Consider the following 21,528-nt stretch of genomic DNA (forward strand, 5'->3'; position numbering starts at 1 on the left):
TTCGGCATCATGCTCTAGGGCGGGGCAAACGAAGAGGTGACGAATGATGGAGCTCGACGAGCGCAAGCTCGATCCTGCCGTAGCCCTTTCTTCACTCGACGAGACCGCGCCGCGGGAACCGCACCGGCTTTTCGCCCTCAAGCAGGGCGACTGCTTCGCTGTCGCCGACGCCTATGGCGACATCAGGGGCTCGGGCGACGGGTTCTTCCGCGACGACACGCGCGTGCTTTCCGAATTCCGGCTGACCATCGGCGGCAGGCAGATGTCGCTGCTCGGCGCTTCGCTCAGCCAGGACAATGTGCTGTTCACGTCCAACCTGACCAACCTGCCGATCCAAAGCGCCGCCGGCCGTGACATCCCGCAGGGCGCGATCCATATCGAACGGGTCAGGCTGATCTGGCAGGACCGGTTGTTCGAGCGCATCACGCTGTCCAACTACAGCCGCGAGCATTCGACCATCACCGTCTCGCTGCATTTCGCCGCAGACTTCCGCGACATGTTCGAGGTGCGCGGCTCGACGCGGGTGAAGCGCGGCACGACACATGTCGCCAAGACCGAAAAGGAGTCCGTCATGCTCGGCTATGACGGCCTCGACGGGCTCCCACGGCTATCGGCGATCTCCTTTTCGCAGGCCCCCGACAAATTAAGCGACAACCGCGCCGACTTCCTGATCGCGGTGACCAAGCGCAGCCAGAAAGTGCTTTATGTCGAAGTCGGACCGGAAGTATCCGAGGCTCCCAGTCGCGACCGTTTCCGCGCCGCGGCGGCACGGGCCCGCTTCGGCATGCGTGCCAAGCGGCGTCATGGCGCAACGGTGCACAGTTCGGGCCGCGTCTTCAACGACTGGGTCGAGCGTGCCCGCGCCGACGTAGCGCTGCTCACCACTGAGCTGCCGACGGGGCCTTATCCCTATGCCGGCATCCCGTGGTTCTCGACGGCGTTCGGCCGCGACGGGGTGATCTCGAGCCTGCAGATGCTTTGGCTCAATCCGGGCCTGGCGCGCGGTGTTCTGGCATTTCTGGCCGAGCACCAGGCGACCGAAACCTCGCCCTTCTCGGATTCCCAGCCGGGCAAGATCATGCATGAGACGCGCAAGGGCGAGATGGCGGCGCTGCGCGAGCTTCCTTTCGGGCGCTACTATGGCGGTGTCGACACCACGCCGCTTTATATCCATCTGGCTTCCGCCTATGCCGACCGCACCGGCGACATGGCCTTCATCGACAAATTGTGGCCTTCGCTCAAGGCCGCCGCCGAATGGACGGAGGAGGCGAGCCGCGCCACCGGCTTCGTCACCTATCAGCGCGCCGCCGAGTCGGGTCTCGCCAACCAGGGCTGGAAGGACAGTTTCGATTCGGTCTTCCATGCCGACGGCCGCATTCCAAAAGGGCCGATCGCGCTCGTCGAGGTACAGGGCTACGTCTTCGCCGCCTTCCGGGGCCTGGCGGCGCTGGCGCGCCGCCGCGGCGAATTCGCCGATGCCGAGCACTGGGAGAACCGCGCCGAGGAAATGCGAGTCGCCGTGGAACGCGATTTCTGGCAGGACGACATGAATTTCTACGCCCTGGCCATTGATGGCGAGGGCCAGCCCTGCAAGGTCCGAACGTCGAATGCCGGGCACCTGCTGTTCGTCGGGCTGCCGCAACCGGAGCGGGCCAGGCTGGTCGCCGACCAATTGCTGTCGGCGTCCTTCCATTCCGGCTGGGGGCTGAGGACGCTTGCCGACGACGCGGTATTCTTCAACCCGATGTCCTACCACAACGGCTCGATCTGGCCGCATGACACAGCACTTTGCGGCGTAGGTCTCGCCCGTTACGGCGAACGCGACAGCGTGGTGCGGCTGATGAGCGGCACGTTCGAGTCCGCCGTGCATTTCAACATGCGGCTGCCGGAACTGTTCTGCGGCTTCGCCAGGGCTCCGGGTGAGGCGCCCATCGCCTATCCCGTGGCCTGCCTGCCACAGGCTTGGTCGGCCGGTTCCACCTTCATGTTGATGCAGGCGTGCCTTGGGCTCGAAATCGATGGCTGGGAGGGCGAATTGCATGTCACGCGGCCTAGGCTCCCGATCGGCATCGACACGCTCACGCTCCGGCATCTGACGGTCGGCGACAAAGCGGTCGACCTCACCTTCCAAAGGGTCGGCGACCGCGTTGCGGCCTTCTTGCCTGACCGGCATGAAGGTCAGGTACCGCTCATAGTGCGCACGTAAATAAAGCACCGCAACCCCGCGTCCAACAATCGAAAAGTGTCGGAACTGATCGCTGGTTCATGCGTTGCAGACCTAAGCCGGTCTGCCCGTCCGCGGCCGGCACGAACGAAAACAATGAACGGACGGCCGGAGGCAACCTGGCATTTCAATGACACAATACGGCGCCGACCTGCTACTGGTCCTCATTCTCGCAAGCCTCGGATTGTCCGCATTAGCGATCATCATTTCGATCTCCCGACACCGTCGCAATAACCCGATTGCATCGGCCGTGCCGGGTTCCGGTGACGACTCCGCCACCGAAGCCGCGCGCAAGGTGCTGCGCGAATTCGAGAAGAACGGGCAGTCGGTCGATGCGGCTCTGGTCTCGTGGTCGCCCGATACCCTGCGCAAGATCCTTGCCGACGAATTGCCGGAAGCGCAGGTGATCGTCGTCTCCAATCGCGAACCGTATATCCACAACGAGACCAGAGACGGCGGCGTCGAGCTCGTTGTCCCAGCAAGCGGTCTGGTCTCGGCGCTGGAGCCGATCACGCGCGCCTGCGCCGGCACCTGGATCGCCTATGGCGGCGGCAGCGCAGATCGCCGGATGGTCGACAAGGGCGACCGGGTTCAGGTCCCGCCCGGTAATCCGTCCTATACGCTGCGGCGGGTATGGCTGAGCGACGACGAATATCAGGGCTACTATCTCGGCTTCGCCAATGAAGGCCTGTGGCCGCTCTGCCATATCGCCTTCACGCGGCCGATTTTTCGCGAGTCGGACTGGGAAGCCTATGAAGCCGTCAACCGCAAATTCGCCGAAACGGTGGTTGCCGAGGCGCGCAACGAGCGGCCGATCGTGCTGGTCCAGGACTATCACTTCGCGCTTTTGCCCCGCATGATCCGCGAGCGGTTGCCGGAGGCGATCGTCATCACCTTCTGGCACATTCCCTGGCCGAACTCGGAGGTGTTCAGCATCTGCCCCTGGCGCGAACGCATCCTGGACGGCCTGCTCGGCAGTTCGATCGTGGGCTTCCACACCCAGTTCCACGCCAACAATTTCACCGAGAGCGTCGACCGCTTCATGGAAAGCCGCATCGAGCGAGCCGATGCCGCCATTTCCTATGGCGGCCAGGTGACGCTGGTGCATTCCTATCCGATTTCGATCGAATGGCCGGTCGAGCTCCTGAAAGCCCTGCCCAGCGTCGAGGAAAGCCGGGCGCGCGTCCGCAAGCGGTTCAGAATTCCAGCCGGCGCCAAGCTGTGCGTCGGCGTCGAGCGGCTCGACTACACCAAGGGTATTCTCGATCGCTTCCATGCACTGGAGGAGCTGTTTATTCGCCATCCCGAAATGGTAGGCAATGTTGCATTCCTGCAGATCGCGGCGCCGAGCCGCGGCACGCTGCCGGCCTACAAGCATCTGCATGAGGAATGCCTGCGCTACGCGGAGGAGATCAATCAGCGCTTCGGCAGCGAATCCTACCGGCCGGTCGTCATGGTGGCCGAGCACCATTCGCAAGCGGCGGTCTATGAACTCTATCGCGCCGCCGACATCTGCCTTGTCACCAGCCTGCATGACGGCATGAACCTGGTCGCCAAGGAGTTCGTCGCGTCGCGCGACGACGAGCAGGGCGTGCTTTTGCTCAGCACCTTCGCCGGCGCCTCGCGCGAGCTGCTGGAGGCGCTGATCGTCAATCCTTACGACGCGGCGATGATGAGCGAGGCGATGCTGCAGGCGCTGACCATGGGGCCGGACGAGCAGCATGAGCGCATGCGGCGCATGCGCGACATCGTGCGCGACAACAATGTCTATCGCTGGGCCGGCAGCATGCTGCTCGACGCGGCGCGGCTGAGGAAGCGCGGCGACCTGGATCGGGTCACGGCCTTTTACGAGCGGCCGGCAGGCCCCACCGGCGACAATGTCGTTTCCATGTTCGAACGCAAACAGGCAGTGGGATTTAGATGAACATCCAGGCAGACCTTACCCCGCCGCTTCCCGCGGGACGGTGGGCGCTTTTCCTCGACATCGACGGCACCTTGCTGGAGCACGCTGCGCATCCCGACGCCGTCTCGGTCAGCGAGGAGTTGCGGGTTCTTCTGCAGACGATCGAGCCGCGCCTGGACGGCGCGCTCGCCTTCATCACCGGCCGCTCGATCGCGGCCGTGGACCATCTGTTCGATCCGTTGAAGCTCAGGATCGCCGGCCTCTACGGGCTGGAGCACAGGCTTCTCCCGGACGGACCGATCGAGGCCGCGGACGAACCGGCGGATATGGCGGCGCTCGCCGACGAGATTGAACTCGAGCTGGCAAGCCAGGCCGTCTATGTCGAACGCAAGGGGCCGGTGCTCGCCATACATACGAGAGCCGCGCCGCAGCTTCTGGCGCGGGCGACGGAGCTGGTCGAGGCAGCGCTTGAGCGCCTGCCCAAGGGCTACCGCGTGATCGCCGGCAATGCCGGCGTCGAGCTGATGCCGCTCGAAGCCGCCAAGGGCGCCGCGATCCGCCGCTTCATGCAGCTCGAACCTTTCACCGGCCGGCGTCCGGTGTTCCTCGGCGACGACACATCCGACGAGAACGGCTTCGAGACGGTCAATGCCGCGGGCGGAATCTCGATCCGCGTGAAGCCGCAGGGCGAGACGGCCGCCCGCTTCGCCATCGAAGACGTGGCTGGCGCCATCGCTTGGCTCGAAGCCAATTTTGCGGAGCCTGCCGCGCAGGCGTCCAGCCGCAATCTCGTTGCCTAAACCGGCCAGGTGCTCCGCAGCTACTGCTGCTGCAGGCCCGTGATCATCGCGATGATCTCGTTCTTGTCGGTCTTCCTGGTCTCGCGCACGCCGATCTGCTTGCCGCGCCTCAGGACGCAGATGCGGTCCGACAGCTTGAACACCTGATCGAGGCTGTGGCTGATGATCAGGATGCCGACATTGCGCTGCTTGAGCGACTGAACGATCGCCTCCACCCTGGCGGTCTCGGCGACGCCGAGCGCGGCCGTCGGCTCGTCGAGCAGGATCAGCTTGCTTGCCCAGTGCGTCGCCCTGGCGATCGCGACGCCCTGCCGCTGGCCGCCGGAAAGATCGCGGATGGTGGCGTGCGCGGAAGGGATGCGCACGTCGAGCTCCTTCACCAGTTTTTCCGTCTCGTCGATCATGCGGCGGCGGTCGAGCAGGCCGAAGCGGTTCAGCGGCTCGCGGCCGAGGAACATGTTCATATAGACCGTCTGCTGGTCGGCCAAAGCGAGATCCTGGTAGACAACCTCGATGCCATGCGCGCGCCCCATCGTCGCGTTCGACATCGTCACCGGCTTGCCCTCGATCGTGATCGTGCCGGAGGAGGGCGGATGCACGCCGGAGATGATCTTGACCAGCGTCGACTTGCCGGCGCCGTTGTCGCCGACAAGCGCGACGATCTCGCCGGGAAAGACCTCGAGCGAGAAGTTCTCGATCGCGGTCAGGCCGCCGAAATGCTTGCGGATGTCCTGAAGCTGAAGGATGGGGGCGCTCGCATTCATGGTTTTCTCCTAGACGGGCCAGGCATAGGGCTCGCCAAAACCGTTCTCGATCGTTTCAACTACGGGCTTGCCCTTCGAAACGCCGGAGACGCCGACGACATAGGCGCGGGTGACGAAGGCCTGGCCGCGGAAGCCGAAGACGGCGCTGTCGCCGGGCCTCGGCGCATTATCGCCGGCGGCGTCGATCATGGCGTAGTAGTCGATCGCCGAAGGCGGCGGCACTTCGACGCTTCTGAGCGCCGACGTGGCGGTGGTCGGCTCGGCCGAGACGATCGCCTTGACGTCATAGTCCGGGAAGATCGGGTCGATGTAGAAGCCGCCGCCGAAGCAGTAGGCCTTGCCGCCTGACAGATGCGACACTTCGGTGAGATAGAGCACGGCAGGCAGTTCCGGCAGGTCTTCCATGACGTGCAGCGCCGTGGTGCCGTGCAGGCCGTTGCCGGGTTCGCATTGCGTGGCGCCGGCTTCAGCCAGCGCGGCCAGCATGACGCTCGACGTGGTGCCCGGCGCGTTGATTTCGACGCCCTTGCGGCCCGCCTTGGCGAGCGCCTCGGCTGCCTTGCTCAGCGTCGCCAGATTGGGCGTCGGCAGCACTTTACGCGCGGCATGGTCGAAGAGCAGGGCAGGGAAGGTGGTGATGCCGGCGAAGCGGCCGCCCGGAACGGCATCGAGCCGGTCGGCGACGGCGACAATTTCGCCGGCGTCGAAGCCGCCTTCATGGCCGCGGTAGAAAATGTCACCTTCGGCCGCGATGCGGGCGAGCAGGTCCTGGACGTAGCCGGCCGCCTTGGCGCCTTTGCCTGCTTCCTCGGCCTTGGTGTCGTTGAAGGCGGTCCAATAGTCCGGCTTGAAGGTCCTTGCCGCCGCGTCCGCCTCGAATTTCGCGATCTGCTGCAGATGGCCGAGATGGCCGAGCTTCATGCCGGCCTTATGCGTGGCGCGCGCGCAGGCCATGTCGACCGCGACAGCGCGTTCGATGCCGCCGCGCATCACCGCCTTGCAGAAGGAGCTCGAGCGGCCGACCTGCTTGGTCATGGCGAAGATGTTCAGACCGAGCCGATCCGCTTCCTGCTTGAGGACCTTTGCATTGCGCTCGACCGCGTCGAGATCGAGCACATAGGCGTTGGCCGGCAGCTTGCCCTGCTGGTGAAGGCCGATCGCCGCTTCGATGAAGGCGGGGTTGCGGCGGCGCAGAACGTCGAGAAACATGGAAAAGGTTCCTTTAGCGGGATTTGTCGCGCAGCGACACTGCGACCGCGGTGAGAATGATCAGGCCGCGCACGATCATCTGGTCGGAGACCGAGAGGCCCATCAGGATAAGGCCGTTGTTCAGCATGCCCATCATCAGCGAGCCAACGAGAGCGCCGACGATCGAGCCCTTGCCGCCATTGAGCAGCGTGCCGCCGACGATGACGGCGGCGATGACCGTCATCAGATCGGTCTCGCCGAGCGTGTATTTCGCCGCCTGCAGGCGGCCGGCGTAAAGCAATCCGGCGAGCCCCGCGAGCCCGCCGCTGATGGTGAGCACGGCGAGCCTGATCTTCGGCACGCTGATGCCCGAAACGCTTGCAGCGCGGGCGTTGTCGCCGGTCGCCAGCACATGCGCGCCGAAACGCGTCTCGCGGTAGACGAGGTGGCCGACGGCAATGGCGATCACCGTCCACCAGATCAGCGAGGGCACGCCGAGCAGCGAGCCCGAGCCGAAGAAGCCGGTGAAGGCCTCGTTGGTGACCGATATCGAACGCAGATCAGTCATAGAGCGCGAGACGCCGGCGAACAGGCCCATCGTCGCCAGCGTCACCAGGAAGGACGGCAGCCTGACATAGGCGACCAGCGCGCCGTTGATGAGGCCGATCAGGATTCCGGCGCCCAGGCCGGCGACGATGCCCGCCGCCATGCCGTAGGAGGCGATGGTGACGGCAGTGGCGAGCGCCGATACCGCCACGATCGAGCCGATCGAAAGGTCGATCTCGCCGGCCGACATGACGAAGACGAGGCCGATCGCCATGATCGTCACCGGCGCTGTCTGCAGCACGATGTTGGAGAGGTTGCGGACGGTGAGGAAGCCGCTGTCCCTCAGCATGAAGGCGAAGAACAGGAAGATCGCCAGGAAGCCGAGATAGACGACATATTGCTGCAGATTGAAGCGGCTGGCGAAGCTGCCCATCTCGGTGCCGGTGTTGGCGCTGGTCATGTTCGATCTCCGATGGTGCGTGCTTCGCAGCCTGCCACGCCGTCTATTTCATGGCGTCCGCGATGGTCGCGGGCAGGTCCTTGTTGAGCGACTTCTTCCAGCCGTCCTTCACCGTGTCCTTGGTGACGGCGATGGAATCGACCGCGTAGAATGGCTCGGCCTTCAGGCCGACCAGCGAGCCTGCGGAGGCTCGCGCCAGCGTCACGCCGATCGAATAGGCCTCGTCGGCGACAAGGGCTGCGATGTTACCACCTTTGACCATGTCGAGCGCGGCCGGTTCGTTGAGGTCGAGCGTGACGATCTTGGTGTGCGTGTTGCCGGCGGCGCGAAGGGCGGAGAGAACGCTCAGCGCCGGCTCAGACCAGGTGACATAAATGCCGTCGAGGTCGGGATGCTGGGTGATCATCGCCTGCGCGATGTCCTCTGAGCGCGCCGGATCGGCCATGCCGGCCTCGGCGGCGATCTGCATGTCGGGATAGTCCTGCTTATGTAGCCGACCTTGCCCTTCTTGCCGAGGGCCTCTGCCAGGGCGATGCCGGCCTTGTTGCCCATCTGGAAGAGGTCGTCGGAGACGATGGTGACGTAATCCGTGCCCTGCTTGTAGCCGGCCGGTCTATTGTCTACGAAGCCGAGCTTGACGCCGGCCTGGCGGGCCGGATCGTAGACAGAGGCCGCGGTCGCCGGGTCGACCGGCAGCGACAGGATGATCGACGGCTTCTTGGCCATCACCGTCTCGACATCGGCCTTCTGGCGCGCGGCGTCGAAGCCGGCATCAGTCTGCGCCACCACCTCGATGCCGAGACGCTTGAACTCGTCGCGCGCCCCGGCGTTGACTGCGTTGGTGTACTCGCTCATCTCGTGCCAGACGAGGGCCGCGGTAAACTTGCCGTCCTTGATCTGCTGCTCCTGCGCCGCCGTCAGCGTCAGCGAGGCCGCCGGAACCGGCTTCTCGCCGTTCGGCCCGGTGGTGACGCCTTCGGCGGCGAAGGCGTGGGCGGCGAACAGGCTCGCCAATACAGTCATGATACCAAATGCTTTGCGCATATCCGTTCCCCTTCTTGTTCAGGAAGACAGCTCCGGCCCGGCAGGCCGAGCCGGAGCGTCGGCTCACTTCGCCGCGTCGAGCACCGACTGCGGCGCGTCGCGGTTGAGCGAGTCCTTCCAGCCTTGGGAGACGTTCTCCTTGGTCACGGTCAGCGCCGGCGCGACGACGAAGGCGGGTGTCTGCTGGGCAAGCAGCGACTTCATGCCGGAGGCGGCCATGGCGCGGCCGAGCTCATAGGCCTTGTCGGCGACAAGCGCGGCAACATTGCCGCCCTTGACCATGTCGAGCGCGACCGGCTCGGCAAGATCCAGCGTGACGATCTTGGTGTGGGTGTTGCCGGCGCCGCGCAGCGCCGAAAGCACGCCGTCGGCAGGCTCGGCCCAGGTCACATAGATGCCGTCGAGATCGGGATGCTGCAGCAGCATGGCATTGGCCAGTTCCTCGGCCCGGGCCGGGTCTGAGATGCCCTGTTCGGCGACGATCTTGATGTCGGGATAGTCCTTCTCGATGGTTTTCTTGAAGGACTGGTCGCGCTGGTTGGTGACGTAATAGTTGGCATCGTGGAAGATATAGCCGACCTTGCCCTTGCCACCGATGGCCTTGGCCATGGCGTCGGCCGCCTGCTTGCCCATCTGGTAGAGATCGTCGGTGACGATCGAGGCATAGTCCGTGCCTTGCTTGTAGTCCTTGGGCAGGTTCGACAGGAACACCAGCTTGACGCCGTCCTTGACCGCCTGGCGGAATGCTTCGGCGGAGGTGACCGGGTCGAGCGGCAATGCCAGGATAACGTTCGGCTTGGCGGCTAAAGCGGTCTCGATGTCGCTGCGCTGGCGGGCGGCGTCGAACTGCGCGTCGGTCTTGACCGCGATCGAGATGCCGGCGCGGGCGAACTCGTCGGTGGCGCCGGCTGTCACAGCATTGGTGAAGTCGGAAGAGGTGTGCCACAGAAGGGCAGCCTTGTAGCCCTTGTCCTTCAGCGCCGCGATGTCGGCATCGCTCAGCGTCAGGCTGGAGCTCGGCGTGGCGGTCTCGCCCTGCGGACCGACCGTCTGCGCGTGAGCGGCGGCGCTGGCGAGCATCAATCCGCCGGCCAATGCGGCAATCCATTTCTTCATCAGCATGTTTTTAGTCTCCCATTCTGCTTCGTTGGTCGTTCAATCGGCCACGCCGCAATAGCGGGCCATGAAGGCTGCGAAGCCGACGATGCCGGCGAGGTATTCCTCGACGTCGACGTGCTCCTCGAAGGTGTGGCAGTTGCGGATGTCGCCCGGCGCGCAATAGACGGCGGGGATGCCCAACCGGTTGACGAAGAACGACGATTCCGACCAGAAGGGCGCACCCTCGATCACGCCGCGGCCGCCCATGGCGCCTGCCATCGATTGCGACAGCATGGCGACTTCGGCGCGCGTCTCGTCGATCTCGGCGGAGGTGCCGCCCAGCCTGTGATCGCGTCCGGCCGGATAGGCGAACTCCACGGTGATCTCGGGATCGGTGATGGCGCCGCGCACGGCGGCCTCGATCTCGGCGGCGGCCGTGTCGAGGGATTCGCCCGGCAGGAGCTTGCGGATCAGCGACAGTGTGCATCGCTCAGGCACGGCGATATAGCCGCCGCCGGTGAGGCCGGTGATCAGCAAGAAGCCGCGCCCGGTGAGCTTGTGCTCGGCCCGGGCCGCTACCTCGTCCGAGTGTCTCCACAGCGCCGTCATGGCGGCATGAGCGGCGCGCAACGCATCCTTGCCGAGCTCCGGCACGCCGAAATAGGCCGACTTGCCGGTGATCGTGATGTCGGTGATGAAGAAGCCAATCTGCGCGGCGTTGACGGCAAGCCGCGTCGGCTCGACATAGACGGTGAAGTCGGGCGCCGCGACCTCGCGGGCCTCGATGCGGCCGACGAAATGCTTGATGCCGGCGGAGACGCCGGTGCCGGGCTGGCCGCTCTCCTCGTCGCCGACGAAAGCGAAGGCCACATCACCCTTGAGGCGGATGCCGGCCTTGTCGAGTAACGAGAGCGCCGCCAGCGAAGCGGTGATGCCGGCCTTCAGATCGCCGGAGCCGCGGCCCCAGACCGCCCCGTCAATGATGGGCGCGCCGAACGGGTCCTCGCGCTCGGTGCCGGCCCAATGCTCCCGCCAGCCGTCGACATGAACGGTGTCGGTGTGGCCGATGAAGAGCAGGCGCTTGCCATCGCCGGCACCCTTGCGTTCGCCCCAGATGTTCGGCCTGCCGGGCAGGAAATCCGCCCGGCTCAGGCCGTTCAGCCCCAGCTCGCGCATTTTCGCCTCAAGGAAGCCGACGAAATTCGCTTCGTTGCCGGTGATGCTTTCGCGGCCGATCGCGCTCCTGAACAGCGCCAGCGCCTGGTCGGGATCGAGAGCGGCACGCAGCCTGGTCAGGATATCTGCGGTCAAAGCACGACCTCCTTCAAGGCAGCCGCCTGGGCGGTGGGGAGAGAGATCCGGCCGTCCGGCGCGTCGACGCCGAACAGCGTATTGTGCAACTGGCCGAGACCGATGGCGGCCGCGCCGATCAGCGCGGCGCGCGCGCCCAGCTCGCCGGCCTCGACGGTGACGGGGTAGGGGAAGCACAGCGGCATCAAGTCCTTGACGCGCGAGAGGATCTCCGGCCTGAGGCCGATCGAACCTCCCAGTATGACCTTCTCGGGATTGGCGACGGCGGCGATCGCCGCAATGCCTTGCGCCAGGTAACGCGCCGTTTCGTCGAGCACGGTAAGCGCCGCCTTGTCGCCCGTCGCCGCATTCTCGAAGATCGCCGGAACCGCGACCTGGGCGCCGGTCAGGGACCTGTAGCGTTCGGTCATCGCGTGCGTCGCCACCGCTCGCTCGAAAGCGCCGGTGCGCAGCGATTCAGCCGCGAACGGATCGGCGCCGATCGGCATGAATCCGATCTCGCCCGCCGCATGGGTGGCGCCGCGCACCAGATGCCCGCCCAGCATCAGGCCGCTGCCGACGCCGGTGCCCAGCGCGATATAGGCAAGATTGTCGATGCCCTGGCCTTGGCCAAGCCAATTCTCGCCGAGCACGGCGAGATTGACGTCGTTCTCGATCATCACCGCGACACCGAGCGCCTTTTCGAAGGCGTCGAGGACATTCGTGGCGTCGAAGCCGGCAATGTTGGGCGCGAGCAGGATGCGGCCCGTCGCGGGGTCGGGCGCGCCCGGCGCGCCGATGACGGCAAGGCGGATCTTCTTGCGCGGGATGCGCTCCCGGGCAGCAGCCTGGAAGGCAAGCGCCGCGATCTGGTCGATGACGAACTGGCCGCCGCGCGGATCGGTCGGCGTCGCCGCCTCGGCGAAGATCTGGCAGGCGAGATCGGTCAGCGCCACGCGCACCTTGGTGCCGCCCAGGTCGACGGCGACGATGTAGGCGGCGTCGTGGACGAGCTCATAGGTGACGGCGGTGCGGCCGACATGGCCGCTGGTGCGGCCGGTCTCCTGCACCCAGCCTTCCTGCTCGAGCCCGCGCACGATCTCCGAGATCGTCTGCTTCGACAGGCCGGTGAGCTTCGAGATCGAGGCCCGCGAGATCGGTCCGCCCTGGACGATCGCCTCCATGACGGAGCGCTGGGAGAACTGGCGGGAGATACGCGGCAGGTCGCTCACATGCGCCTCGATTAATTCGTTCTGTCACCGAACTTATTGGTGAAACGACGTGTTGTCAACGATCACGTCGCATTGTCGGAGACGGCAATCGGAAGGGGTGAGTTACTGGGGCGCCAGCTGCTGCACCGACCGGGCAACGCCGGCGAAATCAGGATTGCTCATAGTTCGGCCGGCGGAAGCGAGCGATCAAGCCGGTCCCGAACACGCGCGTGCTGGGTGGTCAGCGAGTCGAGCCAGCCTCAGTTCCTGTCGACCGGCTTGGAGCGCATCCTCGACACCGTCTCACGCTCCGCCCGCTTGGAGCGCAGCGGCGGCAAGCCGTGATCGACGAGGTCCATATCTTCCAGCACCATGTCGCCCATGCGCTTGAAGGCGACGTCCAGCGCGCCGGCGCGGTGCGCGGAGCGCAGGAAGCCGGGGACGGCTCGGACGGGATGGTCCTTGGGCAGCGGCTCTTCCGGGAACACGTCACTTGCGGCGACGATGTGGCCGCTCTTCACGGCTTGCATCAACGCCTGGAAATCGACGACGCCGGCGCGGCTGAGCAGGATGAAGGCGGCACCCTGGCGCATTTTGGCAAAAGAGTCGGCGCCGAGAAAACCCTGGTTCTCGCTGGTGACGGAAGCGACGACGAAGACGAAATCGCTTTGCGACAGCACCTCGTCCAGCGAGGCCGGCTCGACGCCATTGTCGACCAGGATCGACGGCGGCAGCCACGGATCGTAGACCTTGGTGCGGGTGCGGAAGCCGGTCAGCAGGCGGTTGAGCGCACGGCCGAGGTCGCCGAAGCCGATGATGCCGACATCTGCGCCGGAGAGAAGCCGCGCGGTCTGGTTGCCGTCGCCGCCCCAGAGTTCCTTGCCCTCGCGAAAGGCGAGATCGGCGTCGACGATGTTGCGCGCGAGATTGAGCGCCATGGCGAGGCCGAGCTCGGCCACCGGTTCGGCAAAGACAAGACCAGTGGTGACGACATGGATGCCGCGCGCGAACAGCGTCTCATAGGGCATGTTGTTGAGGAGGTTGGTCTCGACATTGAAGATGCAGCGCAGCGCCGTCAGTTTCTCCAGCGTCTCTGCTGAAATCGGCGGCTGGCCTATGATGTAACGCGCCTCGGCCAGCGTCTCGGCGGGTAGGGCGGAAACACCTTCCGGCGTGGTCTCGACAATGCGATAATGGCTGCGCAGGCGCGCCAGTTGCGGCGGCGTGAAGATAAGGTCTAGCGTGCGCGGTTCGGGCGCGCTGATCACCAGCGGCAAGGTCTTGTCGGACATGATTTTCCTCCCGGACACGATTGGATCGCGTCAATCACATCTTCGAGTCTTATCCACGATGAAACGATTTACAAGAACGAAAAATCGATTTATCGATTAGAATAGCAAGGCAGGAAATCGACTGCCTACCCTCGGGAGGAGGTCAATGGCACAACAGGAAGCCCGGCAAAGGCGTCCGTCGATCCACGACGTGGCAAGCCATGCCGGCGTGTCCGCGGCCACCGTTTCCAAGGTGCTGGCCGGTGTCACAACGGTGAAGCCCGAAAATGCGCAGCGCGTCCTCGATGCCGTCGAGCGTCTGGCCTATCGCGTCGATCCACTAGCTTCCGACATGCGCAGGGCCAAGCGCCGCATCATCGGCGCCATCATGCCCGAGTTTGAAAGCGAGTTCTTCGGCCAGATGGTCACCGAGCTGGAGGGCCTTGCCGAACAGCGCGGTTACACGCTGGTCGCGGCGTCGAGCCGTGAATCGGAAGCGCGCGAAAAGGAGATCTTGGGCCGCATGCATGACTGGCGCGTTGCCGGCGTGGTGCTGGCGCCGGTGCGCAACGAGCACGGGCCGGCGGCTTCCTTCATGAAAGCCAACGGCATGACCGGCGTGCTGATCGACCGCGTCTTGTCCGACGACGCTTTCGATACCGTTTCGGCCGACAGCGCCGCCGCCAGCGCCGAGGTTGCGCGGATGCTGGTGGGCAAGGGCCACAAGCACATCCTGATCATCGGTCTCGCCGAAGGCGCGGCAACCGTGCGCGCTCGCCTGGAAGGTTTTCGCACCCAGGCGCTGGCGCTCGACCCGTCCATCCGCATCGACGTGATCACGTCGGAGGTCAGCGTCGAGCCGCTGCGATCGTCGCTGCGCGATTATTTCGGTCGGGGCGAGCGGCCGACCGCTGTCTATTCGCTGCTGCTCAAGGGCACGCTTGTGGCGCTGTCCGAATTCCGCCGGCGCGGTTGGCATTGCCCGAACGACATCTCGCTGGTCGGCTTCGACGACGCCGAATGGATGCAGGTGACATGGCCGGCGATCGCCGCCGTGGTGCAGCCGGTGCGCCAGATCGCCAGCGGGGCGATGAACCTTTTGTTTCGCAGGGTCGAAGGCGCGGTGGGACCACCCACGGCGCGGCTCGAACCCTGCCAGGTGTTGGAGCGGGAATCCGTTGGCTCGCCAGGCAACGGCCCGCATTCCGGGGGAGGAGACCGACAATAGCCCCCATTGTCGTGAACGGAAACATGCGCCGGCCCTGGCCAAGGCATCCGGCGCCAAAGATCGAATGGAGGATCGAATGACATCGCATTTCTTGAAGATAAATCGATTTACGCTTGCCGTCGGCGCCGCGCTTGCGTTTTCCGCCATCGGCGTCGCCAAGGCCGAAGACGGCGAATATGGCGTGCTGATGAAGACGCTGGCCAATCCGTTCTGGGGCGCGATGGCGCAGGGCGTCGAGGACGGCGCCAAACAAGCCGGGGTGAAATATTTCCAGCAAGCGGCAGAGAGCGACCAGGCGGCCGAGCCGCAGCTCAACCTCTGCAACACCATGCTGGAGCGCAAGCCGGTGGCGATGATCACCGCCGCCATCAACTCGACCAATCTTCTGCCTTGCCTTAAGTCGGCGCAGGACGCCGGCATCAAGATCGTCGACCTCGACAACAATCTCGACCAGGCGGTGCTCGACAAGGAAGGCGTCAAGGTGACCTTCCATATCGGCTCCGACAACATCGCTGCCGGCGCGCAGGGCGCCGAATATCTTGCAAGCAAGCTCGGTAAGGACGCCAAGGGGCCGGTGCTGGTCATCGAAGGCCTCTCCGGCAACATCACCGGCGAGAAGCGCGCCAAGGGCTTTGCCGACAAGCTGAAAGAGCTGGCGCCCGGGCTGGAGATCGTCGCCTCGCTGCCGGGCGACTGGGACCGCGGCAAGGCCGCCTCGATCGCCACCGACACGCTGACCGCGCATCCCGACCTCGTCGCCATCTTCTGCGCCAATGACGGCATGGCGCTCGGCGCGGTGGAGTCGGTTTACGCCGCTGGCAAGGGCCCGCAGGTGACGATCATCGGCGTCGACGGCAATTCGGACGCGGTGAAGTCGATCAAGGAAGGCCGCCTCAATGCCTCGGTGGCGCAGCTTCCCTACCTCGTCGGCAAGCAGGCGGTGGAGAACGTCAAGAAGGCCTTGGCGGGCGACAAGGTCGAGGACAGCATCGCGGTGCCTACGCTGGTGCTGACCAAGGACGTGATCGACGCCGGCAAGGAGCCGATGCTGCAGTATGTGAAGTAGGATGGAGAACGGGAATAGGGCAGTAAGGGAGTAGGGCAGTAAGGGAAGGCAAAAGTTGCGCTTCTCAGGCCTGGCTCCTCTACTCCCTGCTGCCCTACTGCCTTACTCCCCTACTCCCCTACCCGAAGAGTGCAAAGACATGGCTTCTGAACAGCCCGGTTTCTGGGCGCGGGTGCAGCGCGCATCCGTCGAAAGGCTCCACATCAGGCTGGAGTCGCTGGTGGTGCTTCTGGCGCTGAGCACGGCGATGGCGCTCTTGTCGCCCTATTTCCTATCGCTCAGCAACTTCCTCAACATCCTGCTCGCGACCTCGACGATCGGCGTGCTGGCGATCGCCGCCACCTTCGTCATCGGCTCGGGCGGGCTCGACCTATCGCTCGGCTCGGTGATGGGGCTCGCCGGTGTCGCGGGGGCCTTCGTCGCCGTCAATCTCGGCTGGCCGTCAGTTCTGGCGGTGATCGCCTGCATCCTGGCCGGCGCGATCGCCGGCTACATCAACGGCCAACTGGTCACCCGCGCCTTCGTGCCGGCCTTCATCGTCACCCTCGGCATGCTGGGTCTCGCGCGCGGGCTGGCGCTGGTCATCTCGCAGGGCAGGGCGATCTACGGCCTGCCGCCCGAGATCGTCTTTATCGGGCAGGGCCGACCCTTCGGCATTCCGATGCCGGTCATCATCTTCGTGCTGACGGCGATCGTCGCGCATGCGGTGCTCGCCTATACACGCTTCGGCCGCCACACGCTGGCGCTGGGCGACAGCGAAGGCGCGGCGCGCGCCGCAGGCATCCGCGTCGAGCATCACCGCCGCATCATCTATACGCTCTCCGGCGCGCTTGCCGGCCTCGCTGGCCTGCTCTTCACCGCGCGCGTCAACGCAGGCGACCCGACGGCCGGCATCAACTACGAGCTTACCGCGATCACGGCGGCGATCATCGGCGGCACCAACCTGTTCGGCGGCCGCGCCTCGATCCTGGGCACCATGATCGGCGCGCTGATCATGGGCGTGTTGCAGAACGGACTGACGCTGCTTGCGGTGCAATCCTACTACCAGCAGATGGCGATCGGCGCGGTGCTGATCCTCGCCGTGTTCATCGACCAATACCAGGTGCGGAAGGAGTCACGCGTATGACCCTGCTTTCGCTTCGCGGCATCCGCAAGAGCTTCGGCGCGGTCGACGTCTTGCATGGCGTTGATCTGTCCGTCGCGGCCGGCGAGGTGGTCGGGCTGGTCGGGGACAACGGCGCCGGCAAGTCGACGCTGATGAAGACCATCACCGGCATCTACCGCGCCGACTCGGGCTCGATCGAATTCGACGGCAAGGACATCCTTGCGCTCGACCCTGGACATCGCCGCCAACTCGGCATCGAGATGATCTACCAGGATCTTTCGCTGGCCAAGCAGCAGGACGTGGCTTCGAACATCTTCCTAGGGCGCGAACCGACGAAGCGGCTGTTCGGCCTGTTCCCCGGCTTCGTCGACAAAGGCGAGATGGACCGCCAGGCGTCGAAGATGATCGAGCGCTTGGGCGCGCATCTGCCGTCGATCAACCGTTCCGTCGGTTCGTTCTCGGGCGGCCAGCAGCAGACGGTGGCGATCGCGCGGGCGCTCACCTTCGACCCAAAACTCGTCATCATGGATGAGCCGACGGCGGCGCTTGCCGTGCGCGAGGTGCAGAGCGTGCTCGACCTCATCCGGCGGCTCAGGTCGGAAGGCATCGCCGTCATCCTGATCTCGCACCGGCTGAACGACGTGCTGTCGGTCACCGACCGCATCGTCGTGCTGCGGCACGGCAGGGCGGACGCCGATCTCGTCACCGCCAACACCAATATGAACGAAGTCGTCAGCCGCATCGTCGGCGGCGGCGACATTGCCGCCGCGGCGGCGCATGAGCAACGAGGCTGACATGAATACCTTCGGACTGCACACTTTTGCCATCGCACCGGTCTGGGACCTCGCCCGCATCGAGCCGCAGATGGATCGGCTGAAGGAACTCGGCATCGGGCTGATGGAGATACCGCTGCTGCGCCCCGAGGAGATCGACACCAAGCGCACGCGCGGCTTTGCCAATTACTATGGCGTCGAGCTTATCCCGTCGCTCGGCCTGCCGCGCGCGCTCGATGTGGTCGAGCGGCCCGACGAGGCGCTCGATTTCCTGCAGCCGGCCTTCAAGGTCTGCAACGAGGTGGGCGCCGAGGCGCTGGGCGGCGTCACATACGGCACGATCGGCAAGACCACCGGACGGGCGCCGACGCAAAAGGAGATCGACGGCATGTGCCGCTTCCTCGAACGTGCGGCGAAGTCGGCGAAGTCCCGCAGCCTCAAGCTCGGCATCGAGCCCTGCAACCGCTATGAGACGCATCTGATCAACCGCGGCATCGACGCGGCGCGGATTATCGAGCGGGTCGGCGCCGACAACATCTTCATCCATCTCGACACCTACCACATGCATATCGAGGAAGAGAGTTTTGCGTCCGGCTTCGAGGCGGCGGCGCCCTATCTCGGCTATGTGCATGTGTCGGAAGCTAATCGCGGCGTGCCGGGGCGCGGCATGCTCAACTGGGCCGCCTGCATGAAGGCGATCGCCGACATCGGCTATCAGGGCGCGATCACGCTTGAAAGCATGAACCATGTCGATGTCGACATCGCCGGCGGGCTCGCGGTGTGGCGGCCGGTGGCGGAAGACCCGCGCGACGTCATCGAGGTCGGGCTGCCGTTCCTGCGCGAGGAAGCGAGGAAGGCAGGACTGACGCTGGGGTAGGCGGCAGGGCCCGCATCAGGAGCCGGCCGAAGCAACCTCGGATGGTTTCGATTTACCGAACCAAATTGCTGGTGCAATGTGGGTTCGGAGGATCGAAATCGTGCCATTCGTCAGCATAGGCGGCGTCGCGCTGCATCACCGCCATATCGAGGCGGCCGGCTCGTCGCGTCCGATCATCTTCATCAATTCGCTCGGCACCGACTTCCGGATATGGGACGATGTCGTCGCGCGGCTTGCCGGGGAAATGCCTATGCTGGTCTACGACAAGCGCGGTCACGGGCTTTCCGATATCGGCAGCGGCGTGCGATCGATTAACGACCATGTCGACGACCTGTTGGGCCTTATCGATCATTTCGGCTTCGGAAAGGTGGTGCTCTACGGCCTGTCGGTCGGCGGCCTGATCGCGCAGAGGCTCTATAACCGCCATCCCAAATGTGTGGAGGCGCTGATCCTCAGCGACACCGCGCATAAAATAGGCACCGCAGAGAGCTGGAACACGCGCATCGCCACCGTCGAGCGCGACGGCATCGAGGTGATCGCCGACGGCATCATGAAAGTGTGGTTCACACCGGAGTTCCATGCGAAGCGCTCGGCCGAACTTGCCGGCTGCCGCAACATGCTGACCCGGCAGGCGCTGCCCGGCTATATCGGCACCTGCATGGCCGTGCGCGACGCCGATCTCACCGACGCGGCGCGGCGTATCGCGGCGCCGACGCTTTGCATTGTCGGCGATCAGGACGGCTCGACGCCACCCGACCTCGTCCGCTCATTAGCCGGCCTGATCCCCGGCGCGCGTTTCGAGGTGATCCGCGATGCCGCGCATATCCCGTGCATCGAGCAGCCCGAAGCGCTCGTCACCTTGATCCGCGATTTCGTCGCCTCGTTGCCGGAGGGAAAGTCTGCTCATGGATGATGTCACGAAGAACCGCTACCGGACCGGTCTCGAGGTCCGGCGCTCCGTGCTCGGCGATCCCCATGTCGACCGCGCCGAGGATACCGCCACGGATTTCGACCGGCCGTTCCAGCAACTGATCACCGAAGCTGCCTGGGGAACGGTGTGGGCACGGCCCAACTGGTCAAAGCGCGAGCGCTCGATCGTGACGCTGGCGCTGCTTGCGGCACTCGGCCATGACGAGGAAGTCGCCATGCATGTGCGCGCCACCGCCAATACAGGCGCCACGCGAGACGACATCTGCGAGGCCTTCCTGCATGTCGCGATCTATGCCGGCGTGCCGGCCGCCAATCGCGCCTTCAAGATCGCCAAGGAAGTGTTCGCGCAGATGGACGGAGCCAAGGCCGCCCATGGCTGAGTCCGGCTCCAACCGCGCGCCGGAAACCGGCGCCTTCTTCCAGCGCGACCGCCAGTGGCACCCGCCGGCCTTCACGCCGAACTACAAGAGCTCGGTGCTGCGCTCGCCGCAGAAAGCGCTGCTATCGTTCGACAACACGCTGTCGGAACTGACCGGCCCGGTGTTCGGGCACGCGATGCTGGGCGAGCTCGACAGCGACCTGATCCACAATTTCGCCAGGCCCGGCGAGAGCGCCATCGGCGAGCGCATCATCGTCCATGGACGCGTTCTCGACGAGCGCGGCAAGAGCGTGCCCGGCGTGCTGCTCGAATTCTGGCAGGCCAATGCGGGCGGCCGCTACCGTCACAAGAAGGACGGCTATCTCGCGCCGCTCGATCCGAATTTCGGCGGCTGCGGCCGCACGATCACCGGCGAGGATGGCGGCTATGCCTTTCGCACCGTCAGGCCCGGACCCTATCCGTGGCCGAACGGTCCGAACGACTGGCGGCCGGCGCATATCCATTTTTCAGTGTTCGGCCACGGCTTCGCGCAGCGGCTGATCACGCAGATGTATTTCGAAGGCGATCCGCTGATCTGGCGTTGCCCGATCGTCGGCGGCATTTCCAACAAGGCCGCGGTCGAGGCGCTGATCGCCGCGCTCGACACGCAGTCGACCATCCCGATGGATGCGCTCGCCTACAAGTTCGACATCGTGCTGCGCGGGCGCCGCTCGACGCTGTTCGAGAACAGGCCGGAGGGCAATTGATGGCGCAGTCGCTCGACCAACTGAAGGAGAGCCCTTCGCAGACCGCCGGCCCTTATGTGCATATCGGGCTGACGCCGAATTTCTGCGGCATCGGCGGCGTCTATGCGAGCGACCTCGGCTCGACGATGCTCAACGATGAGACCAAGGGCGAGCGCATCGATCTCCGAATCCGAGTGCTCGACGGTACCGGCACGCCTCTCAAGGATGCGCTGATCGAGATCTGGCAGGCGGATGCCAGCGGGCTTTACAACTCGCCCGCGGAGATGCGCGGCGCGGCCGACCCGAATTTCCTTGGCTGGGGCCGGCAGCCGACCGACATGGAAACAGGTATCTGCCGGTTCCAGACAATCAAACCGGGCCGCGTGCCGTTTCGCGACGGCCGGCTGATGGCGCCGCACATCACGCTGTGGATCGTGGCGCGCGGCATCAATACCGGCCTGCACACCCGGCTCTATTTTGCGGACGAGGAAAAGGCAAATGCCGAGGATCCGATCCTTGCCCGCATCGAGCATCGCTTGCGCGTGCCGACGCTGATCGCCGAACGCCAGGGCGATACTTACGTCTTCGACATCCACTTGCAGGGCGAAAAGGAGACGGTCTTCTTCGACAGCTGACCGTGGCCGCC

At 65.1% G+C, this 21,528-nt stretch carries 19 protein-coding genes and 1 pseudogene; 12 read left to right on the forward strand and 8 right to left on the reverse strand.

Going from position 1 to position 21,528, the window contains the following annotated elements; all coding sequences use genetic code 11:
* Positions 1-43 precede the first annotated feature (43 nt).
* From EJ072_RS25615 to otsB, 3 genes are all read left to right on the forward strand, one after another.
* The gene (locus EJ072_RS25615) at positions 44-2,206 is read left to right on the forward strand and encodes an amylo-alpha-1,6-glucosidase (RefSeq protein WP_126081855.1); all 2,163 of its coding nucleotides are present in this window, start codon (positions 44-46) and stop codon (positions 2,204-2,206) included.
* A gap of 148 nt (positions 2,207-2,354) precedes the next feature.
* Entirely contained in the window at positions 2,355-4,148 is a 1,794-nt protein-coding gene (locus EJ072_RS25620) for a trehalose-6-phosphate synthase (protein ID WP_126081856.1), read from the forward strand.
* Positions 4,145-4,927 (forward strand): trehalose-phosphatase, encoded by a 783-nt coding sequence (gene otsB / locus EJ072_RS25625; RefSeq protein ID WP_126081857.1) that lies wholly within the window; start codon positions 4,145-4,147, stop codon positions 4,925-4,927. Before EJ072_RS25620 ends, otsB begins: the two co-directional genes overlap by 4 nt.
* A 20-nt stretch (positions 4,928-4,947) precedes the next feature.
* Here the strand turns inward: otsB and EJ072_RS25630 are convergent, their stop codons facing one another.
* From EJ072_RS25630 to EJ072_RS25665, 8 genes and pseudogenes are all read right to left on the reverse strand, one after another.
* Positions 4,948-5,691 carry an ATP-binding cassette domain-containing protein gene (locus tag EJ072_RS25630; RefSeq protein ID WP_126081858.1) on the reverse strand — a complete coding sequence of 248 codons (744 nt, stop codon included), beginning with the start codon at positions 5,689-5,691 and terminating at the stop codon, positions 4,948-4,950.
* A 9-nt stretch (positions 5,692-5,700) separates the two neighbouring features.
* Positions 5,701-6,900: an alanine racemase gene (locus EJ072_RS25635; protein WP_126081859.1), complete on the reverse strand. Its 1,200-nt coding sequence runs from the start codon at positions 6,898-6,900 to the stop codon at positions 5,701-5,703.
* Between the two features lie 13 nt (positions 6,901-6,913).
* Positions 6,914-7,885 (reverse strand): ABC transporter permease, encoded by a 972-nt coding sequence (locus tag EJ072_RS25640; protein ID WP_126081860.1) that lies wholly within the window; start codon positions 7,883-7,885, stop codon positions 6,914-6,916.
* Between the two features lie 43 nt (positions 7,886-7,928).
* Positions 7,929-8,929, reverse strand: a pseudogene (locus tag EJ072_RS25645) (substrate-binding domain-containing protein).
* A gap of 63 nt (positions 8,930-8,992) precedes the next feature.
* On the reverse strand, positions 8,993-10,051 hold the full coding sequence (locus EJ072_RS25650) for a substrate-binding domain-containing protein (protein ID WP_126081861.1): 1,059 nt from the start codon (positions 10,049-10,051) through the stop codon (positions 8,993-8,995).
* 33 nt (positions 10,052-10,084) lie between these two features.
* Positions 10,085-11,338: a M20 family metallopeptidase gene (locus EJ072_RS25655; RefSeq protein ID WP_126081862.1), complete on the reverse strand. Its 1,254-nt coding sequence runs from the start codon at positions 11,336-11,338 to the stop codon at positions 10,085-10,087.
* Positions 11,335-12,549, reverse strand: a complete 1,215-nt coding sequence (locus EJ072_RS25660) for an ROK family transcriptional regulator (RefSeq protein ID WP_126081863.1) — start codon at positions 12,547-12,549, stop codon at positions 11,335-11,337. The genes EJ072_RS25655 and EJ072_RS25660 overlap by 4 nt, the downstream gene beginning before the upstream one ends.
* Positions 12,550-12,788: 239 nt before the next feature.
* A complete protein-coding gene (locus EJ072_RS25665; protein WP_126081864.1) occupies positions 12,789-13,820 on the reverse strand; it encodes a hydroxyacid dehydrogenase in 1,032 nt (343 codons plus the stop codon).
* Positions 13,821-13,965: 145 nt separating this feature from the next.
* Here EJ072_RS25665 and EJ072_RS25670 point away from each other — a divergent pair, with 145 nt between their 5' ends.
* From EJ072_RS25670 to pcaG, 9 genes are all read left to right on the forward strand, one after another.
* Positions 13,966-15,027, forward strand: coding sequence for a LacI family DNA-binding transcriptional regulator (locus tag EJ072_RS25670; protein WP_126081865.1), 1,062 nt, complete (start codon positions 13,966-13,968; stop codon positions 15,025-15,027).
* A gap of 76 nt (positions 15,028-15,103) precedes the next feature.
* Positions 15,104-16,093 (forward strand): substrate-binding domain-containing protein, encoded by a 990-nt coding sequence (locus EJ072_RS25675; RefSeq protein ID WP_245466990.1) that lies wholly within the window; start codon positions 15,104-15,106, stop codon positions 16,091-16,093.
* 139 nt (positions 16,094-16,232) lie between these two features.
* Complete coding sequence (locus EJ072_RS25680; RefSeq protein WP_126081867.1) at positions 16,233-17,219, forward strand: ABC transporter permease; 987 nt, start codon at positions 16,233-16,235, stop codon at positions 17,217-17,219.
* Positions 17,216-17,992, forward strand: coding sequence for an ATP-binding cassette domain-containing protein (locus EJ072_RS25685; RefSeq protein ID WP_126081868.1), 777 nt, complete (start codon positions 17,216-17,218; stop codon positions 17,990-17,992). Before EJ072_RS25680 ends, EJ072_RS25685 begins: the two co-directional genes overlap by 4 nt.
* A 1-nt stretch (position 17,993) precedes the next feature.
* On the forward strand, positions 17,994-18,848 hold the full coding sequence (locus EJ072_RS25690; protein ID WP_126081869.1) for a sugar phosphate isomerase/epimerase family protein: 855 nt from the start codon (positions 17,994-17,996) through the stop codon (positions 18,846-18,848).
* 100 nt (positions 18,849-18,948) lie between these two features.
* Positions 18,949-19,761 carry a 3-oxoadipate enol-lactonase gene (gene pcaD, locus EJ072_RS25695; protein ID WP_126081870.1) on the forward strand — a complete coding sequence of 271 codons (813 nt, stop codon included), beginning with the start codon at positions 18,949-18,951 and terminating at the stop codon, positions 19,759-19,761.
* Positions 19,754-20,158, forward strand: a complete 405-nt coding sequence (pcaC, locus tag EJ072_RS25700) for a 4-carboxymuconolactone decarboxylase (protein WP_126081871.1) — start codon at positions 19,754-19,756, stop codon at positions 20,156-20,158. Before pcaD ends, pcaC begins: the two co-directional genes overlap by 8 nt.
* Positions 20,151-20,903 (forward strand): protocatechuate 3,4-dioxygenase subunit beta, encoded by a 753-nt coding sequence (gene pcaH / locus EJ072_RS25705; RefSeq protein ID WP_126081872.1) that lies wholly within the window; start codon positions 20,151-20,153, stop codon positions 20,901-20,903. The genes pcaC and pcaH overlap by 8 nt, the downstream gene beginning before the upstream one ends.
* Positions 20,903-21,517 (forward strand): protocatechuate 3,4-dioxygenase subunit alpha, encoded by a 615-nt coding sequence (gene pcaG / locus EJ072_RS25710; protein ID WP_126081873.1) that lies wholly within the window; start codon positions 20,903-20,905, stop codon positions 21,515-21,517. The genes pcaH and pcaG overlap by 1 nt, the downstream gene beginning before the upstream one ends.
* Positions 21,518-21,528: the final 11 nt, after the last annotated feature.

The sequence above is a fragment of the Mesorhizobium sp. M2A.F.Ca.ET.046.03.2.1 genome, from assembly GCF_003952425.1.
GTDB lineage: Bacteria > Pseudomonadota > Alphaproteobacteria > Rhizobiales > Rhizobiaceae > Mesorhizobium.